This window comes from Anaerococcus obesiensis ph10 (assembly GCF_000311745.1).
Taxonomy (GTDB): domain Bacteria; phylum Bacillota; class Clostridia; order Tissierellales; family Peptoniphilaceae; genus Anaerococcus; species Anaerococcus vaginalis.
The window spans coordinates 561,550-576,393 of sequence record NZ_HE978531.1; the positions used below are offsets into that span (position 1 = coordinate 561,550).

At 34.3% G+C, this 14,844-nt stretch carries 23 protein-coding genes; 4 read left to right on the forward strand and 19 right to left on the reverse strand.

Annotated elements, in window-relative coordinates; translation table 11 throughout:
• Positions 1-56: 56 nt before the first annotated feature.
• Both HGAG_RS02865 and HGAG_RS02870 read left to right on the forward strand, forming a co-directional pair.
• Entirely contained in the window at positions 57-380 is a 324-nt protein-coding gene (locus tag HGAG_RS02865; protein WP_019117841.1) for a type II toxin-antitoxin system Phd/YefM family antitoxin, read from the forward strand.
• Complete coding sequence (locus HGAG_RS02870) at positions 377-706, forward strand: type II toxin-antitoxin system RelE family toxin (protein WP_019117842.1); 330 nt, start codon at positions 377-379, stop codon at positions 704-706. Before HGAG_RS02865 ends, HGAG_RS02870 begins: the two co-directional genes overlap by 4 nt.
• Here HGAG_RS02870 and HGAG_RS11570 read toward each other — a convergent pair.
• The 18 genes from HGAG_RS11570 to HGAG_RS02960 all read right to left on the reverse strand — a co-directional run bounded on the left by HGAG_RS11570 (position 703) and on the right by HGAG_RS02960 (position 12,748).
• Positions 703-867 carry a hypothetical protein gene (locus HGAG_RS11570; protein ID WP_019117843.1) on the reverse strand — a complete coding sequence of 55 codons (165 nt, stop codon included), beginning with the start codon at positions 865-867 and terminating at the stop codon, positions 703-705. The genes HGAG_RS02870 and HGAG_RS11570 overlap by 4 nt on opposite strands.
• 17 nt (positions 868-884) lie before the next feature.
• Complete coding sequence (locus HGAG_RS02880) at positions 885-1,241, reverse strand: hypothetical protein (protein ID WP_019117844.1); 357 nt, start codon at positions 1,239-1,241, stop codon at positions 885-887.
• Between the two features lie 2 nt (positions 1,242-1,243).
• The gene (locus HGAG_RS02885; RefSeq protein ID WP_008901312.1) at positions 1,244-1,840 is read right to left on the reverse strand and encodes a major tail protein; all 597 of its coding nucleotides are present in this window, start codon (positions 1,838-1,840) and stop codon (positions 1,244-1,246) included.
• Positions 1,833-2,177, reverse strand: coding sequence for a hypothetical protein (locus tag HGAG_RS02890; protein ID WP_019117845.1), 345 nt, complete (start codon positions 2,175-2,177; stop codon positions 1,833-1,835). The genes HGAG_RS02885 and HGAG_RS02890 overlap by 8 nt, the downstream gene beginning before the upstream one ends.
• Entirely contained in the window at positions 2,174-2,551 is a 378-nt protein-coding gene (locus HGAG_RS02895) for an HK97 gp10 family phage protein (RefSeq protein WP_019117846.1), read from the reverse strand. The genes HGAG_RS02890 and HGAG_RS02895 overlap by 4 nt, the downstream gene beginning before the upstream one ends.
• Positions 2,548-2,880, reverse strand: coding sequence for a phage head closure protein (locus HGAG_RS02900; RefSeq protein WP_019117847.1), 333 nt, complete (start codon positions 2,878-2,880; stop codon positions 2,548-2,550). Before HGAG_RS02900 ends, HGAG_RS02895 begins: the two co-directional genes overlap by 4 nt.
• Entirely contained in the window at positions 2,880-3,152 is a 273-nt protein-coding gene (locus HGAG_RS02905) for a head-tail connector protein (RefSeq protein WP_019117848.1), read from the reverse strand. Before HGAG_RS02905 ends, HGAG_RS02900 begins: the two co-directional genes overlap by 1 nt.
• A gap of 10 nt (positions 3,153-3,162) precedes the next feature.
• Entirely contained in the window at positions 3,163-4,353 is a 1,191-nt protein-coding gene (locus tag HGAG_RS02910; protein ID WP_019117849.1) for a phage major capsid protein, read from the reverse strand.
• A gap of 2 nt (positions 4,354-4,355) precedes the next feature.
• Positions 4,356-5,042 carry a head maturation protease, ClpP-related gene (locus HGAG_RS02915; RefSeq protein ID WP_019117850.1) on the reverse strand — a complete coding sequence of 229 codons (687 nt, stop codon included), beginning with the start codon at positions 5,040-5,042 and terminating at the stop codon, positions 4,356-4,358.
• The gene (locus HGAG_RS02920; RefSeq protein ID WP_026074033.1) at positions 5,029-6,147 is read right to left on the reverse strand and encodes a phage portal protein; all 1,119 of its coding nucleotides are present in this window, start codon (positions 6,145-6,147) and stop codon (positions 5,029-5,031) included. Before HGAG_RS02920 ends, HGAG_RS02915 begins: the two co-directional genes overlap by 14 nt.
• A 185-nt stretch (positions 6,148-6,332) precedes the next feature.
• The gene (locus HGAG_RS02925) at positions 6,333-7,229 is read right to left on the reverse strand and encodes a Fic family protein (RefSeq protein WP_009431964.1); all 897 of its coding nucleotides are present in this window, start codon (positions 7,227-7,229) and stop codon (positions 6,333-6,335) included.
• 100 nt (positions 7,230-7,329) lie between these two features.
• Entirely contained in the window at positions 7,330-8,919 is a 1,590-nt protein-coding gene (locus HGAG_RS02930; protein ID WP_019117852.1) for a terminase large subunit, read from the reverse strand.
• Positions 8,920-9,017: 98 nt separating this feature from the next.
• Positions 9,018-9,305, reverse strand: a complete 288-nt coding sequence (locus HGAG_RS02935) for a hypothetical protein (protein ID WP_019117853.1) — start codon at positions 9,303-9,305, stop codon at positions 9,018-9,020.
• A 93-nt stretch (positions 9,306-9,398) separates the two neighbouring features.
• Positions 9,399-9,767: a DUF7698 family protein gene (locus HGAG_RS02940; RefSeq protein WP_019117854.1), complete on the reverse strand. Its 369-nt coding sequence runs from the start codon at positions 9,765-9,767 to the stop codon at positions 9,399-9,401.
• 71 nt (positions 9,768-9,838) lie between these two features.
• A complete protein-coding gene (locus HGAG_RS02945) occupies positions 9,839-10,054 on the reverse strand; it encodes a DUF4314 domain-containing protein (RefSeq protein WP_019117855.1) in 216 nt (71 codons plus the stop codon).
• 43 nt (positions 10,055-10,097) lie between these two features.
• Positions 10,098-11,348: a site-specific DNA-methyltransferase gene (locus tag HGAG_RS02950; RefSeq protein ID WP_019117856.1), complete on the reverse strand. Its 1,251-nt coding sequence runs from the start codon at positions 11,346-11,348 to the stop codon at positions 10,098-10,100.
• A complete protein-coding gene (locus HGAG_RS02955) occupies positions 11,348-12,130 on the reverse strand; it encodes an S-adenosylmethionine synthetase N-terminal domain-containing protein (RefSeq protein ID WP_019117857.1) in 783 nt (260 codons plus the stop codon). Before HGAG_RS02955 ends, HGAG_RS02950 begins: the two co-directional genes overlap by 1 nt.
• 9 nt (positions 12,131-12,139) lie before the next feature.
• Positions 12,140-12,748 carry a P27 family phage terminase small subunit gene (locus tag HGAG_RS02960; protein WP_019117858.1) on the reverse strand — a complete coding sequence of 203 codons (609 nt, stop codon included), beginning with the start codon at positions 12,746-12,748 and terminating at the stop codon, positions 12,140-12,142.
• A 122-nt stretch (positions 12,749-12,870) separates the two neighbouring features.
• Between HGAG_RS02960 and HGAG_RS02965 the strand changes: the two genes are divergently transcribed.
• A complete protein-coding gene (locus HGAG_RS02965; RefSeq protein WP_019117859.1) occupies positions 12,871-13,752 on the forward strand; it encodes an Abi family protein in 882 nt (293 codons plus the stop codon).
• Between the two features lie 96 nt (positions 13,753-13,848).
• Here the strand turns inward: HGAG_RS02965 and HGAG_RS02975 are convergent, their stop codons facing one another.
• On the reverse strand, positions 13,849-14,205 hold the full coding sequence (locus tag HGAG_RS02975; protein WP_019117861.1) for an HNH endonuclease: 357 nt from the start codon (positions 14,203-14,205) through the stop codon (positions 13,849-13,851).
• 189 nt (positions 14,206-14,394) lie between these two features.
• On the opposite strand from HGAG_RS02975, the gene HGAG_RS02980 reads away from it, so the two are divergent.
• Positions 14,395-14,652 carry an AbrB/MazE/SpoVT family DNA-binding domain-containing protein gene (locus tag HGAG_RS02980; protein WP_019117862.1) on the forward strand — a complete coding sequence of 86 codons (258 nt, stop codon included), beginning with the start codon at positions 14,395-14,397 and terminating at the stop codon, positions 14,650-14,652.
• The last annotated feature ends 192 nt before the right edge of the window (positions 14,653-14,844 follow it).

A 14,844-nucleotide genomic window follows, 5' to 3' on the forward strand; every position in this document is an offset into this window, starting at 1 on the left:
GTGTTTTTATTGATGTTTTTATCAATTTTTGCTATACTTATCTTGAGGTGATAAGTATGAATTTTGTAAAAGAATTATCCAACAAGACTGTATCCATTTCTGAATTTAATCGAGGCCTAGCTGGACGTATTTTCGATGATGTCAAAGTGAACGGTTCTAAGGTCGTATTAAAGAACAACACTCCTGAGTGCATTCTTGTTTCCCCTGATGAATATACGAAACTCATTGATGAGCTCGAAGATGCAAGAGATCTTATGCTTGCCAATACAAGGATGTCATCAATGGATAAATCCGATTTAATTTCTCAAGATGAATTTGAAGAAGCCTTTCATATCGATTTAAATGAAGTCTCTCCTCTTGATGAGGACGAAATCGAATGAACTATAAACTATCCTTTATAAAAGAAGCCATCCAAGACTATAAGTCCTTAGATGGATCTCAAAGAAAAATTGTCGATAAAGCACTTAAGAGGATCTTAATAAATCCTCTTCCTAATACCGAAGGTGGGTATGGCAAGCCTCTTTCTAACCTTTCTGATTCTAAGCTTGCTGGTCTTATGAAAATTAAACTTAAGAGTTCAGGTCTTAGGATCGTTTATAAATTGGAAAAATCAGATGACGAAGTTCTTGTCATTATTATCGGTGCAAGAGCGGAATCCAAAGTCTATAAAGATGCTGAAAAAAGAGTAGCTAAGCTTGAAGATTAAAACTTATCATAATCTTCTTGCATAGCTACTTCTTTGTATTTATAGTCGTCATTATTCTTTTCTGTGAACATATCATTTACAAGTCCAATCGTTAGTAGAGATAAATCAGAAACAGAAAGACCAAGTTCCACTGCCCTTAGTAAAAACAAGGGTGTAGTCATTGGTCTTTCTGTTGGTCTTACTTTTTTTTAGGAACTTCTTCCGATTTTATATTAAGTCCCCACAACTCAATTAGCTGAGGTAGAATTTGGTAAATTGAAAAGGTTGAGAAATTATCCAGCCATTCTTCTGGACTATCAGGAACAGATTTATCTCCATGCTTTGCCATTACATAGGCTATATTTTCAAATAGTTCTAATGAGCCTATATCAAGATTAGATTTATCTTCATCATTTTTCTTCATGGATTTTTCAAGTTCCATTAAGTCTTTGAAGATATCTCTTCCAAATTTAAGTCTATAGATTCTTGGGATAGCTGCTGATGCACGGAAAACAACTTCTTTCCCATCGATTTGAATTTTCTTGGTTAGTGCCATATTTATTTACCTCCAACACTTGCTCTTGAAGGTGTTACTGTAGTTTCTGTTGGCATATAGACTGACTTGTACCAACCATCATAAGTTTCCTTCGTAGTCTCTTCACCTGTTCTAGCCTTTACATTTCCATTTGGAAGTGGTCTTGCTTGAATAGATAAGGTTTCTGGTTGAACTTCTCTTGATTCCTCGTTGGTTTCTCCTTCAAGGGTAGGTCTTGCTGCTGAGCAGTTATACATGACATGACGGATTTTCTTTTGGTCTCCATCAAACTCAAAAAGAAGTGCGAAGTTCGCAGTTTCAGAATTTGAAGATTCAATAAGAACTTTATTTGAATCTGATTTTTCCATTAAAACATCCGTCCTAAAAGATTCTGGAATAAGAGCTATTTCCAAATCTCCATCATATCCCATATTGTTTGAAATAGTGTAGTATTCAATTCCATCTGCATAAAAGCTTTCAGGCTCTCCATTAGGATCTAATGAAATCGAAACAGCACCAGGCATTGGTACTGGTGTCTTATATTTAATAACGCCCTCTTCGGTTTTATCAAAGAGAGCGTAGTGTACGTTACAAATATTAAATTTAACTTTATTAGCCATTATTATTTACCTCCATGATTTTTAAATTAAGTGTGAATTCATACAAAACTTCATAGAGTCTTTCTGATTCAATCCAAACTTCAGATTTCTCATAATAGATTTTTTCTCTATCAAGTATCTCTTCTATATTTTCTTCTAATTTTAAATCTTTCTTATCAGTGTATAGTTCTAAGTCTATCTGGGTGTTTTTATAATATACATATCCATCTGCACCAAAGTGTTTATTCTTTGGAAATAGATAGACCATAAATGGTGGGTTTGGACTTTCCCCTTCAGCAAAGTGGGAGTATGCAAAAGGAAGTCCAATCTCATTAATTATATTCATTAACCTCTTCATTCTCTTAACTTCCTCATTATATTTTCTTCCAATTCTCTGACTCCTTTCTCCTCAGCTGGTCCAATGTGTGGCTTAGCAGATACTCTTCCTCCTTGTCTTAGAACGTGTCCTTTTTCAAGTAGATGAGCCAGCTGGTATCTATTTCTTGAGTGAACTACGAGTTCTATTGAGTTCGAAGTTTCTTTCATAGTTTTAACAGACCAAGATTTAGAATATTTTTTTGTCTCTCCTACAGGTGCATTTTCTTGTATGTCTTTTCTAATATTGCTACCAGCTTTTTTGACTTCCTTTTTGACTTCATCCGTAGCCATATCAGAATATTCTTCTAAGCCCTTCATTATTTCACTGGCGAGGTTTTCAATTTTTACATTCATCTACTCACCTTCCTACACCTAAACTTTATAAATCTATTTTTATAGTTCATAAAGTCAATAGAGATGATATTGTAAATTTCGTCTTCAAATAGAATTCTATATTCTGAAGTGTTAATCTTCTTCAACCTATTTTGAAATCTTACAGTAAAAGAAATATCTGACCTGTCTACTTCCATCCCTAAAAAAACTTCTTCGCCTTTACCTTGAAAAGAAATATAGGCTGACGTTTCTAGATAATCCGTCCATACTGATTTATGGTTACCAATTTCATCTACCTCAACATTTTTATTTTGAAAGGTTATTTTTCTATTTAAATCCGATACCTTCATTAAAACTCAGCCTTTCTCATTCCAAATAATAAAGCCCTTAGAGTTAAGTTTAGTTCAGAATAATCTGCCTCTTCTCTATGTTCATAAAGATAAGCAGTCATATATAATACAGCTATCTTTCCATTTGGATTTTTAGAAAGTTCTTCTTCACTATCAACCCTGGCTACATCCATGGAGTGCTTTATTGATGATTGGATGAGAGAATTAATCATCTCATCCTCATCATCAAAATCCACCCTTAAATAGGACTTTGCCTCCTCAAGAGTAATCATAATTTACTCCTTAGGCAGTAGCACCAATTTTTAATAGTTTAACTGCTTCTCTTAAAACTAAGATTCCATCAACTCTTTCCTTACCTAAGAAACCAACCATACCATTTCCAGCAAATAGTTCCTTTAAGTCTTGGAATGACCTATTTCCTCTGTCTCCAATCTTGTAGTAAGAAAAATCGCCAAAGGCTACTGCAAGTTTTCCTTTTTCAGCTTTAGGAGCAAAGGCAGATGTATAAGCAGGATATCCTAAAAGTCTATCTGGTTCTCCATCTTTAAGTGATGGTTGCCAAATATATGCACCATTAACATCCTTAAGTTTTCTAATTTGAGCAACTGTTGCATCATTTAAAATGAAGGCTGCTTTCTTTCTATACGGTCTGTCTAGAGAGTAAACTAAATCAATTAATTCATCAGCAGTAATTGTTTGAGCCTTTGTTGTTACCCCAAGTTCTCCACCCTTTTTAGAGTCAAAAATTCCTGTAGGCTTATTTACTCCATCACCATTTAAGAAGGCATCCTCTTCAGCATTTGCTAGTGCTCTAGTAAATTCTTCAGTGATGTATTTTTCTAAATTAAAGGCTGCATCATAGAGAAGTTCTTCAGTTACTTTAATACCAACATGAAGTTTGTGTGCATCAAGAGATACTTGGTCGAATGTACCATCTCCAAAGGTAAGTTGACCACCTTCTTCTACCCATAGAGCAGCAGGCTTTGTAGCTGCAATATTAATTTTATGAAGTCCAGAAGTTTGAACTTTTGTAGCTAGTTTTCTTACAATATTTTCATCTTCAAGACCATTTACAATATCTACTTCCATTTCTTCTGGAACTAAATATCCACCACTTTCATCTGTACCTACTTTTAATTCATTTGAAATATCTCTAAAGTTAGTTCTTAGTGCTTTCATCATAGATTTCCTATAGACATTTCTTGCTCTCATTGGCTTTTCTTCTTCATTAAAAGTAGCAGGTTCATTTGTTAGTGCTTGAGTAGTAGGTTTTTCTAAGGATTTATCCATTTCTTCTTCCCTCTTCTTTCTTTCAATTTCTCGAGTATAATTCTCGATAGTTCTCTCCATCTCTTCATATGTCTTAAAGTCTTCATCAGACATTAGACCCTTTTCATCTTTCTTAGATTCAGCAAATGCCTTTGCCTCATCCCAAGCCTTAGTTCTCTTTTCTAAAAGTTCTTTTAAATTCATAATTACCTCCAAGTGTTTTTAATTTTGTTTAATCTTTCTTCTACCTCACTCATTGAGTGAGTCTTTACTTCTTTATTTATCTTTGTTAAAAGTGAGTTTGTAACCGCTCGTCTTGAAAAAACCATATTAGTGACTTTTTCATCTTTTCTTTTGTCAGTGAGAGTTCCATCACAAAAACCCATCTCGATGGCCTTATTCTTATCAAACCAAGTCTCCCCGTCCATTAGATTTGAAATCTCTTCTCTGGATAAACCTGTCTTAATCTCATAAGCATTGATGATTGATTCCTTAACTTCCTTTAACATATCTATAGCTTTTTGCATTTCTTTCGAGTCACCAATAGCTACAGTTAAAGGATTGTGAATCATCATTAATGATGTAGGACTCATCAATACTTCAGTTCCTGCCATGGCAATGACTGATGCTGCTGATGCTGCAAGTCCATCAATCTTAATGGTCACATTTCCCTTGTGTTCTAAAAGCATGGTGTAAATTCTTGATGCCGCGATGCAATCTCCACCAGGGGAGTTGATCCACACAGTTATGTCTCCACTTTTGTTTTTTAATTCTTCAAAAAAGAGCCTTGGAGTGATTTCATCATCAAACCAAGACTCTTCTGCAATAACTCCATCTATATAGAGTTCATTTGAATCCTTTTTCCAGTTCCAAAATATTTTATTGTTCTTCATTAGGATTTATTTCTTCTCCTTTCTGCTGATAAAAACTACCAGCTTTATCAAGCGGTAGCATATTTCCATTTACAAGGTATAGGTCACCACCTTCTTCAGCCGATATCCTATCTAGGTTTTCTAATTCTCTTATGTCATTTGCACTCATCCACCCATTCTGTCTTCCGACAGCATATCCATTCATTCTTGATTCATAGTCTCCTCTTAGAAGTCCATCAAGATTAAATTTAATAAAGTAGGATTCCTTTTCTTTCTTTGTTAGTAGTGCTCTTTCTAAGGATTGCTCCCAACGAACAATCCAAGGATCAAGAGTGTATTTAACAAATTCAAGTGACTGTTGTTCTATATTTGAAAATGACGACTTCTCCAAGTCTCCAATCATATGAGGCGGTATTCTGAATATCCTTGCTATCTCATTTAACTGAAACTTTCTTGTTTCCAAAAATTGGGCCTCACTTGGTGCTATGGCTATGGGTTGGTATTTCATCCCTTCTTCAAGTACAGCCACTTTGTTGGCGTTCTTAGGCCCCTGAAAGGCTGCATTCCACGACGCTCTAACTCTTTCTGGGTCTTTAATAATACCTGGATGCTCTAAAACTCCACCTGGTTGTGCGCCATTTTGAAAGAATGACGCTCCATAATCTTCACAAGCCATAGCCATACCAATGGCATTTTTAGCCATGGTTATTGGTGAGTATCCTATAAGACCATCAAAACCAAGTCCAGGTATATGAAGAACATCTTCTTTTAAAAGATAAACTTCTTCTGATTTGTGATTGTATTTATAGAAGATTTCTCCATCTTCACTTCTCATAACAGTCATCTTGTTTGGCATTAAGGGATAAAGTCCAATAACCTCATTTCTTCCATTACGAATTATCTGAGCATAGGCATTACCCCACAATAAAAGGTGGGTCATTAGTGTTTCTCTAAATACAAATGAAGTCATTTCATCATTAGGTTCGTCATGTAATAAGAAGTATATGGCATGGTCTTTAGCTTTTTCCTTTGAGTTTGAATCTCCTCTTTTATATAGATGAAGAGGAAGTCCTGCTAAGGTTTCAGCAAGAACTCTCACACATGAATAAACTGCTGTCATCTGCATGGCAGTAAATTCGTTAACATTCCTTCCTGCTGTAGTTCTTCCAAATAAAAAAGACGATGAAGATATCCTCTCCCCGTCTTTAGGTTTGTCTCGCGACTTGAATATTAAGTTTAAAATGTTTATATTACCACCTCCTAAATTTAGGCATAAAAATAGCACTCATCTAAAAGAGTGCTAAATATAAATTATTTTATTTCAAGTATTCCTAGATACTCATCTAATCTTTCATTAACATAAGACGCAAATAAGCTTTCCATTTCACTCAAGTTGTTTTTTACGTGATATTCATCAAATGCCTCATAATATTTTATTCTGTCGGTAAATTTAATATCTATCGGTGGAATACCCTCTTTCATAAGTTCGAGATTAACTAAAAGTCTGCCAGTCCTTCCATTTCCATCAATAAAAGGATGAATCCCCTCGAACTCTATATGAAATTTTGCAAGTTTAGTTATAATATGCTCACTTGATGCTTTATAATTTATTAAGAGTTCCTCCATTTTGGGCTCAATTAAATATGGTTGCACAGGCTCATGACTTGCACCCATTATACGAACAGGAACTTTTCTGTAAACTCCCCTATCTTCTTTTTTATCTCCTAATACAAGATAATGAATTTGCTTTATTAGACTCTCTGTCAATTCTCTATTTTCTTTAACTAAATCTACAACAAAGTAAAAAGCTTCTTTATGAGAAACCGCTTCTATATGATCTTTCAATGGTTTTTTATCAATAGTAAGCCCTCTAAGAACCATATCTGTTTCTCTTAAAGTAAGAGTGTTTCCTTCAATCGCATTCGTATTATATGTGTATTCAATCATGAAATCTTCTAAAAGCCTTGCGACCTCTCCCTCTGTAAGAGGTCTTAATGTGTTTAATTTTGCTAATTTTTCATCAATTATTGGAAGAAGAGTTTTAGGTTTTGTAAATCTTTCATCTGTCGGCTTTATTGCATTGGATGGAATTTTCCATATCTTACCCTCTTTATAGGCATTGGGAATTCTTCCTTCACTGCATAAAATTCTAACTCTTCTTTCTGATATGCCCCATTTTTTTGCAATTTCACTTACTCCTGTAAACATAACTCTCCTCCTATTCATAATTTATGATATTATTTCATCGGAATAATGTCAAGAGTATCGGAACGGCATATACCAGTTTCAGGAATAATGCTAAGAGGGATTAAAAAACAATCAATCCCCTATCATCATAAACAGATTCACTTGTATCATTGCCACACCTTATAGCCCTATCAAGGGCCATGATTGTAGCAATAACCCCATCTATTTTTTCTGTAGATTTTTCCTTATCTGCTTTTATGTTTCCAGCAGGATCAGTTCGTACGAAGATATTATCCATCATCCACCTCAAAACTGGATGACCTCCATGGGCTATTTTTCTTTCAAGTGTTAGTTTCATTAATTCTTTTGTTGGTGGAGACATATCTTTAAATCCTTGACCAAAGGGAACAACTGTAAAACCCATTCCTTCTAAGTTTTGAACCATCTGAACTGCTCCCCATCTGTCAAAGGCTATTTCTCTGATGTTATATTTTTCTCCCAAGTCCTCTATGAATTTCTCAATAAAACCATAGTGGACAACATTGCCTTCTGTAGTTTGAATATAGCCTTGCTTATGCCATAGGTCATAATTTACATGGTCTCTTTTTACTCTTAGGTCGAGGTTATCTTCTGGCAACCAAAAATAGGGTAATATTTGATATTTATCATCTTCATCTATTGGAGGAAAAACTAAAACAAAAGCTGTAATATCCGTTGTAGATGATAAGTCAAGACCTCCATAACAGACTCTGCCTTTTAATTCTTCTTCATTAACAGCAAAATTACATAAATCCCATTTTTCCATAGGCATCCACCTGATTGCTTGTTTGACCCATTGGTTAAGCCTTAGTTGCCTAAAGGCATTTTCTTCAGTTGGGTTTTGCTTAGCCGATTCACAAGCTTGTCTTACTTTTTCTATTGGTACAGTTATTCCTAAAGACGGATTTGCCTTATGCCATACTTTTTCATCTGTCCAATCATCTTCTCTGTCTGCTCCATAGATTACAGGATAGAAAGTTGGATCCGTTTTTCTTCCTTCAAGTATGTCGACTGCCTTTTGATGCGTTTCGTAGCAGATTGATTTCGTATCCGTTCCTGCAGTTGTTATAAGAAAATATAGAGGCTGGGTTCTTGCATCACCAGACCCTTTGGTCATAACATCAAATAACTTTCTATTAGGCTGAGTATGAAGTTCGTCAAAAACCACACCATGAATATTAAATCCGTGTTTGGAATAGGCCTCTGCAGATAAAACTTGATAGAAAGAATTAGTCGGCTTATATATCATTCTCTTTTGAGATGCTAGAATCTTTACTCTTTTAGATAGGGCTGGACTCATTCTTACCATATCAGCTGCAACATCAAAAACTATAGTTGCTTGTTGTCTATCAGCAGCACATCCATAAACTTCTGCTCTTTCTTCTCCATCACCACAAGTAAGAAGAAGTGCTACAGCAGCAGCAAGTTCTGACTTTCCCATCTTCTTTGGTATTTCAATATAGGCTGTATTAAATTGCCTGTATCCAGTATCTTTCACAATGCCAAACAAGTCTCTTATGATTTCTTCTTGCCAATCAATAAGCTTGAAGTCTTTACCTGCCCATCTACCTTTTGTATGTTTCAGACATTCTATAAAGGTAACAGCATAGTCTGCTTTATTTTTATCATAGTGAGATGTAGGTAGCATAAATTTTGTTGGTTTATATTTCATTTGACCTCCTTCCTCTAAAAATGGGCATAAAAAATAGCCACCTGATTGTGACTTCTAATACGACAAATAGAGTCCACACTCTATTTAGAATTTTATTTTTATCTTTTTCTTGCTATGTTTAATTCTTTGTATGCTTTCTTAAGTTCTCTATCTAGTGTTTCTGATTCTGCAAAAAGTTGAAATTCTTCATCTGTTAAATTTCCTTTTGATACTTCCCAAAGTTCTTCATGAACTTGGTCTGCACATTTCTTTGCAGTTCCTGCTATGTCTAAAAGGTTAATGGCTGCTCCAATCTTGCCTTCTTTTGATTTTTTTATTGAGTTTTCTGCGTATCTTTTGCAAGCTTTAACTTCTGATTCTAATCTTTCTAAAAGGTCTTTTTTCATGGTAATGCTCTCCTTTTCTTTTGTTGTACACATATTCCCGTACAACGAGAGATAAGTCAAGCAATCATCTTGCTCAACTCTTTATTTTTATTCTTAATTTCTCTTGAAAAGAAGTGCAGGTGTATATTCTTTTTCTTCCTTGTTTTCTTTGAAGTTCCAATGGGTTCTTCCTGTATCTATTTCAATTATGTCTTCAGGAAAATAATCTCTTCTTTTAAAACTTTTTATCCCTTTCATAAGGCCTGTTGACTGGTCTGAAATTGTAAATTCTTGTATCCCAAATCTTTCAAGGTTATCTATGATTTCTTGGTGGTTTTCTTCAAATCCGATGTCTTCAAAGTTTAAGATGTCTCGACCAATCCTTTGAGATTCTCTATATGCCCAATAAAATCTGTAACTGATTTTATTTTCTTCAAATTCTTCTTTTTCTTTAATGTTTTCTAACAATTCAATCTTTTTCATTTTTGTACCTCCTCTTTTGTTGTACACATATTCCCGTACAATAGAGGAATAGTCAAGCAATGTATGGTTATTTAATTAGATTTTTCAATAATATCCTCCCTAAAAATTACATTTAATGTTGAGCCATTATCCCATTTTACTAGGATTGATCCAATGGCATCCACCCCATAGACTGTGCCTAAGGTTCCAGCTGGAGGTGCCCCGTCATCTTCCATTTGGATTAGTTTTACTCTTGTACCTACTGGAAATGTCTCTTTCAATTTTTGTATAATTTCCCTTGAAATCATCTAATCACCTCACATACATATATCACTCAAATACTGATTTATATCAAGTCAGATTAATAACATCTTTATACTTATACTCTTTGCCATCCCTTAATAAGTTTATTTCTTCATCACTACCCACTAAATTTAAATATCTTTTTACTGCTACATCAACAAATTTAGGTTCTATTTCTATTCCATAGCAGATTCGATTAAGCTCCTCACAGGCAATTAATGTAGATGCACTTCCTAAAAATCCATCAAGGACTAAGCCATTTGTTTGAGTTGATTGCTTTATTAAATAAGCAATAAGTGGTACTGGTTTTGATGATGGATGACCACATCCTTCTTTTTCTGAATCTTTAATTCCATCAAATTCAAAGACTGCTGTTTGCTTTTGATCTCCATACCAGTTATGTTTTCCATCTTTTCTCCAACCAAATATAATAGGCTCCATATTAAATTTCCAATCTGTTCTCATGAAAGGAGCTCTTGGTTTTTTCCAAACAAGCCCTGCACCAACTTTAAAGCCTGCATCTTCAAAAGCATCATAGAAAACTCTAGCTTTCATAGTTGCATAGAATTCATAAATAGACGCATCTTTGGCCATTGCATCTTTGAAGTTAGTAAATACCTTCATTAAAAATTCATAGGCCTCTTTATCATTTAAGTTGTCATTTTTAATCGTTCCTGATTTATTTTTCAAATCTACAAAATATGGTGCATCGGTACATACTAAATTGACCTTAGTTTCACCTAGTAACTTTTCAAAAGTATCCCATAGAGTAGAATCTCCACAGATAACTTTATGTCTTCCTAGAGTCCAAATATCTCCTTCCTTGGAAAAAATAGGCTTTTTAAGTTCTTCTTCAACGTCAAAGTCATCTTCTTCAGCCTCTACGCCAAGGTCAAAGAGCGAAGATAATTCTTCAGTTGAAAATCCTGTAAGCTCTACATTAAATCCATAATCTTCTAGGGATTCAATTTCAACTCTCAATAGTTCTTCATCCCAACCAGCATCAAGACTTAGCTTATTATCAGCAAGTACATATGCTTTTCTTTGTGCCTCTGTAAGATAATTTTCTAATATGCAAGGTACTTTTTTAAGTCCAAGTTTCTTAGCTGCAAGAAGTCTGCAATGCCCAGCTGTGATTACATTGTCATCTGAAATTAGGATTGGGTTTAAAAATCCAAATTCTTTTATTGATGCAGCTACCTTATTTATTTGTTCGTCAGTATGCGTTCTAGCATTATTAATATATGGGATGAGTTCATCTACATTTTTTAATTCATATTGTAATAGTCCTTCTTTCATTAGATGAGCCCCCACTTTGCAAATTCCTCAAAACCACCAATAGATTTTACATAGTCTTTGGCAATTTCTACTATTTCTTCATAGGCTTTACCATCAACAGTTTCATCTCCAATTGCACAGAATAATTCAATCTCTCTATTTTCTTCTTGTGCCTTTAGGTGGGCATAAATATTAATTGATACATCAGCCTTGGATAGGTCTTTGCCATGAAGGCCCCCACCAGTTACTGATCTTCCCATGTCAGATCCGAGTTTCCTATTGGTCGCTCCAGTATCAACATTAAACCCTCCAGTCCAATCTCCCAATGGATTTACTATTGCTCTTGGATAAATTGATTTTAAAATTTCCGTAGATACATTAGACTGGCAAATAATAAGTTTATCTCTATCGAGAATATATTTCCCATCATATGGGTAGTTCCTATAAATTTCTCTGGCTATAGTTGAGAGTTTCTTTTCTTCTTCAGATGTAGGCACTCCTTTAAATATTCCATTATCCCCACATCTAATCTTTTCTTTTTGATTGTTCGATAAGTGAATATCTTGCTCTACAATTTTTACATCGGCTTTTACTTCTCCTGCTATTCTATTAATAGCTGATTTGATTTCTTCAACATCTAACTTGCAGTCCGTTTCAATAATCACATGGCATTCACCATGACCAAGCAAAACCTCGACTGCAATTTTAGGGTTCTCCTTTTCTTTATATGCTAAATCTACAATTGCACCTGCAATACAATCTGCTTGTTTGTCAGGGTGCTTTGGATTTACTTTTTCAAACATTTAATCACCTTACTTTCTACTCCTTAGTAATTTTTCCATCATATCTTCCCCATAGTCTTCATAAACTTCCGTGCAATTTTCTTTAACTATGTCATAAATCTCATACCATAAAAGATTTGCTGTCTTTTGAAACTGACTAGACATCTGTACAAATGGAGATGCAATAACCCCTCCCGTAGTAGGATGCTTTCCTAAAAGTCCAAATTGACTTATTGCCTCTTCACATTGAATGTATCTTGCAAAAGCCTGGGAGTATGATTCTAATAATCTTGGATTTACTAAGTTTTCACAGTTCCTCTGTTTTAACCATCCCCAAGTCTCTTTATATATTTCATCAGCACCTAGTGGTATACCATTCTTCTGCTTCGCAGACAGGTAGTCACTAGGTGTTGGCATATCTGTTCCATCAAGAACTGCTCCATCTGGTAAGTCAACTGCATCTATTTCTTCTGGAGTAAATGTTGGAATATCATTCATTAGTATTTCTACTTTTTTACCTTTTTCTATTTTTTCAGCAGCAGGCTGTGGTTTCCCTCCTGCTTTTACTCTTCTTCCACCTCTGTATGTTCCGTCTTTAGCGATAGTATCACCTCCTAGTTGTTTTATTTCTTTTCTCATGTATGTTATTGACTTTGACTAGTTCTATGTTATAATTAATTTAACAGAACCTCTCCACGCTTAATGTAGATTTTCTACATGCGGACCACGGAGAGGGCTTTTTTATATTAAGGAGAACTTATATGACATTAAAACCTGCTTTAAACTACGAAGATCAAATTACCAAATTAAAAATTGACCATAACTTAAAAATCAAAGATGAAGTTTATGCAACAGAAATTTTGAAAAAAGTAAATTATTACAGACTTTCAGGTTATGGTATTGGTCTTAAAAAATATAATAATAAAGAGCATTATAAGGATTATATTACTATCGAGCATCTCTTTAACCTTTATTGCTTTGATAGCCAATTTAAAAACAACCTCATTAGAACTATTGAGCAAATTGAAATAGAGCTTAGAACACAAATTGCTTATCATCTAGCTATGACGTATGGTTCCGATGTACTTATGCACGAAGATAATTTTATTCATAAAACAAATAAAAAAGGCCAAACCATATATTCCATCATAAATGAGAATCTGAGCAACGAAGTTGACAGGCAAAAGAATAAACCATTTGTTAAACACCACCTAAAAAAATATGATGGAAAGTTTCCAATCTGGGTATCCGTTGAACTCATGTCTTTTGGAAATTTATCTTCTTTGTTTAGTATTCTTAAGGATGAAGATCAAAAAGAAATTTCTAATTATTACAACACAGATCCTAAATATTTAAAAAATTGGATTCTATGTCTCGTTGAAGTAAGAAATATTTGTGCCCATTACACTCGACTTTATAATATGCCTTTAAAAGAAACTCCCCGCCTTTATTCTGAAAACGAACAATATAAGGGCAAGCAAAATAAAATATTCCCCATTCTTTTAATCATAAAGAGAATTTTAAACTCAAACGACCAATGGGAATCCCTTTTAAAAGATTTAGAAAATACCTTTAATAAATACCAAGGATACTTCAACTATAAATTTATGGGTTTTCCTCCTAATTGGAAAGATGTTCTTTAATACCCCCTTTGAACCCGTTTTTTTGTGCGTGAGAGGGCGGCACCGTTGGTAGGGAAATCAGCTTTTAAGATAACGACTCCCCCTCCCCACGGAAAACTATCCTCCAAATCTATCCCCACTCTTTGCATGAATCTTTGAGTGACAAGATTTACAAAGACTCATAAGATTATCTTCGTCATTAGTTCCACCACGAGAAAGAGGAAGTATGTGATGTACTTCCTCTACCTTTGTCATTCTATTTTCTTTTAAACACATCTCACAAAGTGGATGCTCTGCTACATATCTTTTTCTTATAAGTCTCCATGCTTTTCCATAACGCTTATGAGTTCTAGGATCTCTTTTATATTTTTCATAGTTTCTGTTGTATTCTTTCTCATGTTTCTTGCAGAATCGTCCGTCAACTAATTCAGGACAACCTGGATGTGAACATGGTCTCTTTGGTTTACTTGGCACTTTATCACTCCATAAAGAAAGCCCTGAAGATTAAATCTCCAAGGCTCGTTTTATTATTCTTTTGCTATTCTAACTATACTACAACTACTTACTCTCATTCTATCAACTTTACTCTCCACTTGACTTTTTCATTAGAAGAAAATATAATTTAGTTAGAAAGTATGAATTTCTAACTAAGGAGGTCTTGTTATGTTGGTTGAACTAAAAGCTAAATCACAAGTTACTATCCCAAAAGACATAGTAAACTCTATGGAATTAAACCAAGGCGATCAATTTGAAGTTATAGAAGATGACGGAAAAATTGTACTCGTTCCAGTTGCAATCTATCCAGAACACGTCATAAAAAATTTAAAAGCTGAAGTAAAAGAAATTAAAGAATCTATAAAAAATGGGACTCAACCTGTTTTTGATTCTATCGACTCTCTATTCGAGGAGTTAGACAAGTAATGTCCTATAAAATTACTTATTCGAAAGCCTTTAAAAAACATTATTAAAAACTATCTGATACTGAAAAGAATCAAACGAAAAAGAAACTTAAATTTTTCGTAGAAAATCCTACCCATCCATCTTTAAGAACTAAGAAAATACAAGGTACAGATGGAATATGGGAGTCTTCTGTTAACATGGATATTCGAATTA

Bases quoted from the DNA above. Each gene is read 5' to 3' on its own strand.
- HGAG_RS02865 (WP_019117841.1), top strand. From the start codon at position 57: ATGAATTTTGTAAAAGAATTATCCAACAAGACTGTATCCATTTCTGAA.
- HGAG_RS02870 (WP_019117842.1), top strand. From the start codon at position 377: ATGAACTATAAACTATCCTTTATAAAAGAAGCCATCCAAGACTATAAG.
- HGAG_RS11570 (WP_019117843.1), bottom strand. From the start codon at position 867: ATGACTACACCCTTGTTTTTACTAAGGGCAGTGGAACTTGGTCTTTCT.
- HGAG_RS02880 (WP_019117844.1), bottom strand. From the start codon at position 1,241: ATGGCACTAACCAAGAAAATTCAAATCGATGGGAAAGAAGTTGTTTTC.
- HGAG_RS02885 (WP_008901312.1), bottom strand. From the start codon at position 1,840: ATGGCTAATAAAGTTAAATTTAATATTTGTAACGTACACTACGCTCTC.
- HGAG_RS02890 (WP_019117845.1), bottom strand. From the start codon at position 2,177: ATGAAGAGGTTAATGAATATAATTAATGAGATTGGACTTCCTTTTGCA.
- HGAG_RS02895 (WP_019117846.1), bottom strand. From the start codon at position 2,551: ATGAATGTAAAAATTGAAAACCTCGCCAGTGAAATAATGAAGGGCTTA.
- HGAG_RS02900 (WP_019117847.1), bottom strand. From the start codon at position 2,880: ATGAAGGTATCGGATTTAAATAGAAAAATAACCTTTCAAAATAAAAAT.
- HGAG_RS02905 (WP_019117848.1), bottom strand. From the start codon at position 3,152: ATGATTACTCTTGAGGAGGCAAAGTCCTATTTAAGGGTGGATTTTGAT.
- HGAG_RS02910 (WP_019117849.1), bottom strand. From the start codon at position 4,353: ATGAATTTAAAAGAACTTTTAGAAAAGAGAACTAAGGCTTGGGATGAG.
- HGAG_RS02915 (WP_019117850.1), bottom strand. From the start codon at position 5,042: ATGAAGAACAATAAAATATTTTGGAACTGGAAAAAGGATTCAAATGAA.
- HGAG_RS02920 (WP_026074033.1), bottom strand. From the start codon at position 6,147: ATGCAGATGACAGCAGTTTATTCATGTGTGAGAGTTCTTGCTGAAACC.
- HGAG_RS02925 (WP_009431964.1), bottom strand. From the start codon at position 7,229: ATGTTTACAGGAGTAAGTGAAATTGCAAAAAAATGGGGCATATCAGAA.
- HGAG_RS02930 (WP_019117852.1), bottom strand. From the start codon at position 8,919: ATGAAATATAAACCAACAAAATTTATGCTACCTACATCTCACTATGAT.
- HGAG_RS02935 (WP_019117853.1), bottom strand. From the start codon at position 9,305: ATGAAAAAAGACCTTTTAGAAAGATTAGAATCAGAAGTTAAAGCTTGC.
- HGAG_RS02940 (WP_019117854.1), bottom strand. From the start codon at position 9,767: ATGAAAAAGATTGAATTGTTAGAAAACATTAAAGAAAAAGAAGAATTT.
- HGAG_RS02945 (WP_019117855.1), bottom strand. From the start codon at position 10,054: ATGATTTCAAGGGAAATTATACAAAAATTGAAAGAGACATTTCCAGTA.
- HGAG_RS02950 (WP_019117856.1), bottom strand. From the start codon at position 11,348: ATGAAAGAAGGACTATTACAATATGAATTAAAAAATGTAGATGAACTC.
- HGAG_RS02955 (WP_019117857.1), bottom strand. From the start codon at position 12,130: ATGTTTGAAAAAGTAAATCCAAAGCACCCTGACAAACAAGCAGATTGT.
- HGAG_RS02960 (WP_019117858.1), bottom strand. From the start codon at position 12,748: ATGAGAAAAGAAATAAAACAACTAGGAGGTGATACTATCGCTAAAGAC.
- HGAG_RS02965 (WP_019117859.1), top strand. From the start codon at position 12,871: ATGACATTAAAACCTGCTTTAAACTACGAAGATCAAATTACCAAATTA.
- HGAG_RS02980 (WP_019117862.1), top strand. From the start codon at position 14,395: ATGTTGGTTGAACTAAAAGCTAAATCACAAGTTACTATCCCAAAAGAC.